We start from the raw sequence: 3,009 nt of genomic DNA, 5'->3' as shown, positions 1-3,009 counted from the left end.
TTCAAGAAAACCGATTTACCAGTACCCGACGGGCCCAGCAAAACGCTGACCTCGCCTGCCGGGACCTCCATCGTCACGTCTTCCCAGATTCGCTGGGAGCCGAAGGACTTCGTCAGTCCCTCAACCTCAATACCGATACCCATGCGAAACCCTCCCGCCAGACGTTACTTAACGCTGCCCAAGCCCAGCTTGTGGCATGAGTCACTGTAGCGCACTGGTGATAACGGAGTCGCCTTGTGCGCCTATCGCCGGAAATTCATGATCGGAAGCAATTTCGTCACTCGCGCGGGGACCAGTTGCCATGGAAGCCCATCGGCACGCGCTGCGGCAAGTGCACAACCGCCACCTGTTCGCAGGTTTGGGCATCGAGCAGCACCAGTTGACCCTCGTCGCGGCCGCGGTGATAGCCGTAGCCGATCAGAATGCCGTCATCCTCGGCCCTCGAACCGGCGCCGGGACGTGCGACGAAGGACATTTCGCCGATCAGCAGCTCGGGGTCAAGCGGAGCCACGGTGCTGGATCCGGTCTGGTAGTCGTGCTTGTAGAGCGCTGTCGACATTTGGGTTCTGCCTGATCCGAGGAAGCCGCCGTCGATCCCGACGGTGTAGCCGAAGCGATGCTTGCCCCCCAACAGGCTCTCGTTGATCCGGGGGAATTCCTGAGAGCGGTCGTCACGGCATTCGGTGGACACCGTGCCGGTGGCCAGGTTGACGGTCCAGCGGTCCAGCGTTGGCCGGCTGTCGCCCGGCCCGCGCAGGTCGCGGTCGAACATCCGTTGGTAGCGCACCACGTCGAGGACCAGCACTTCGGCGCCGTCACGGGTTTCGGAGTACGCGTTGAGCGGGTGGTAGACGTAGCACGGCTCGATGTCGAACCACCGCACGTCTTTGTTGCCACCCTCGCGGGGCATGACGCCGATGCGCGCTGGATAGTCGCGGTTCCACTTGTAGGGCATCCGGTGGATCGGCTGGGGATCGCGGTTGATCATCGCGGAGATCGGGCTGGGGATGCGGACGCGTCCGAGCAGCGATTGCGCCACCAGTCGAGACGGCGCGCTCAGCCAGCGCGGCACGGTCGTCGGCAACACCTGCACGGGGTCGAATGTCACCGGCAGGTCATAGATCACCACGTACTTCTCGGTCAGCGAGAAGTCGTGCATCATCGGCGACCCGGTCACCGCGATGTCGACGGTCCGCCGTGCTCGTCCCTTGGTGTCGATCACCGAGTACTGGACTGTGTGTCCGCGCGCGAAAGAGTAAGAGATCGCGTGCAATTCGCCGGTTGCCGGGTCGCGGTGCGGGTGGGCGGTGTACCCGCCGGAAAGCGTGCCGTCGAAGTCGCAGGTCCCCTCGGTCTCGAGGTCATCGGTCAGCCGGTAGTTGGCGCCACCGCCCTCGACCATTGCCAGGGTTTGTCCGGCGTGGCTGAGCACGTTGGTGTTGGGTCCGACGGACAGCATCCCGGCGCGCGGGTTGAGCGAGGCGGGCGCGGACTCGCCCAGCGCGGCGCACACATGCGCGGTGCGGACCCAGCGATTGCGATACCAGCGGGCCTGCCCGTCGCGCAGGCCGACCCCGTGCACCATCGCATCGCCGCTGAACCAGTGGTAGGTGGCGGGGTCGACCTCTGCGACGGGGTTGGGCCCGTTGCGCAGGTAGCGCCCGTCGAGGAATTCGGGAATCTCTCCGGTGACCGCCAGATCGGTCGCAGTCACCTCGGCGGTCACCGGCGCCAGGAAGTCCTCGAGATACGGGTTCGCCGGTGCGGCGGTGGTGGCTGTTCTCACAGGAGTCCCTCCTAGCTGGCATAACAGTGATATTTCATTGTTATACGCCGGTGGGACCAGCTATGTCAAGATGACAACTGATGACTCCGGATACTTCGCAGACCGAACGCAACGTGCGTGCCGAGTTGCTGCGCGCCGCGGTCGAGATCCTCGACAAAGATGGCCCGGATGCGTTGCAGACCCGCAAAATCGCCGGCGCCGCCGGAACCTCGACGATGGCGGTGTACACGCACTTCGGCGGGATGCCTGCGTTGATCGCGGCGGTTGCCGAGGAGGGGTTGTGCCAGTTCGATGCGGCGTTGACGATGGCCCCGACGTCGGACCCGGTCGCGGATCTGATGGCCGCCGGGATTGCCTATCGCCGTTTCGCCATCGAGCGTCCGCACATGTACCGGCTGATGTTCGGCAGCACCAGCGCGCACGGCATCAACGCGCCGGCGCACGACGTCGTGACATTGAGCGTGGCCGAGATCAGCGACCACTACCCCAGCTTCGCGCATGTCGTGCACGGCGTGCACCGCTGCATGGTGGCGGGCCGGATCACCGTCGGATCTGCCTCCGACGACGCCACCGTGGTGGCCACCGCCGCCCAGTTCTGGGCATCGCTGCACGGCTTCGTGATGCTCGAACTCGCGGGCTACTACGGCGCGCAGGGCAGCGCCGTCGGGCCGGTACTTGCTGCGTTGACGACGAATCTTCTTATCGCACTCGGTGATTCACCTGAGCAAGTGCGAGACTCACAACGTTCGGCTTTGCAGCCGCGCTAAGAGCACGAAAACCCCCGAAGCCGTAGCGGCTTCGGGGGCAATCGCTTGAGTGACTACTTGACGGTAACGGTGGCGCCGGCGGCCTCGAGCTTGGTCTTGGCCTCCTCGGCCGCCTCCTTGGGGGCCTTCTCCAGGACGGGCTTGGGCGCGCCGTCGACTAGGTCCTTGGCCTCCTTGAGGCCCAGGCCCGAGACGATCTCACGGACAACCTTGATGACGCCGATCTTCTTGTCGCCGGCGGCCTCGAGGATGACGTCGAACTCGGACTGCTCCTCGGCTGCCTCGGCAGCCGGGGCACCCCCGCCAGGAGCGGCGGCGGCGACGGCGACCGGTGCGGCCGCGGTGACCTCGAAGGTCTCCTCGAATTTCTTCACGAACTCCGAGAGTTCTAACAGGGTGAGTTCCTTGAACGCGTCGAGCAGGTCGTCGGTGGACAACTTGGCCATGGTGTGGGTC

The 3,009-nt window shown here is 65.1% G+C and carries 3 protein-coding genes and 1 pseudogene; 1 reads left to right on the top strand and 3 read right to left on the bottom strand.

The window, feature by feature from the left end; translation table 11 throughout:
• Positions 1-143 (bottom strand): annotated as a pseudogene (locus WB785_RS15165) (ABC transporter ATP-binding protein); the annotation flags it as partial.
• 134 nt (positions 144-277) lie between these two features.
• A complete protein-coding gene (locus WB785_RS15160) occupies positions 278-1,786 on the bottom strand; it encodes a carotenoid oxygenase family protein (protein WP_424080146.1) in 1,509 nt (502 codons plus the stop codon).
• Positions 1,787-1,866: 80 nt separating this feature from the next.
• Between WB785_RS15160 and WB785_RS15155 the strand changes: the two genes are divergently transcribed.
• The gene (locus tag WB785_RS15155) at positions 1,867-2,553 is read left to right on the top strand and encodes a TetR/AcrR family transcriptional regulator (protein ID WP_424080145.1); all 687 of its coding nucleotides are present in this window, start codon (positions 1,867-1,869) and stop codon (positions 2,551-2,553) included.
• Between the two features lie 53 nt (positions 2,554-2,606).
• On the opposite strand, the gene rplL is transcribed toward WB785_RS15155, so the two are convergent.
• Positions 2,607-2,999 carry a 50S ribosomal protein L7/L12 gene (rplL, locus tag WB785_RS15150; protein ID WP_424080147.1) on the bottom strand — a complete coding sequence of 131 codons (393 nt, stop codon included), beginning with the start codon at positions 2,997-2,999 and terminating at the stop codon, positions 2,607-2,609.
• Positions 3,000-3,009 lie beyond the last annotated feature (10 nt).

It is taken from the genome of Mycobacterium sp. (assembly GCF_049585075.1).
Taxonomy (GTDB): domain Bacteria; phylum Actinomycetota; class Actinomycetes; order Mycobacteriales; family Mycobacteriaceae; genus Mycobacterium.
The sequence above is the reverse complement of the archived record's forward strand: the minus strand, read 5'-3'. Positions and strand labels throughout refer to the sequence as shown.

Coding starts and splice junctions, on each gene's coding strand:
- rplL (WP_424080147.1), bottom strand. CDS start 2,999: ATGGCCAAGTTGTCCACCGACGACCTGCTCGACGCGTTCAAGGAACTC.
- WB785_RS15155 (WP_424080145.1), top strand. CDS start 1,867: ATGACTCCGGATACTTCGCAGACCGAACGCAACGTGCGTGCCGAGTTG.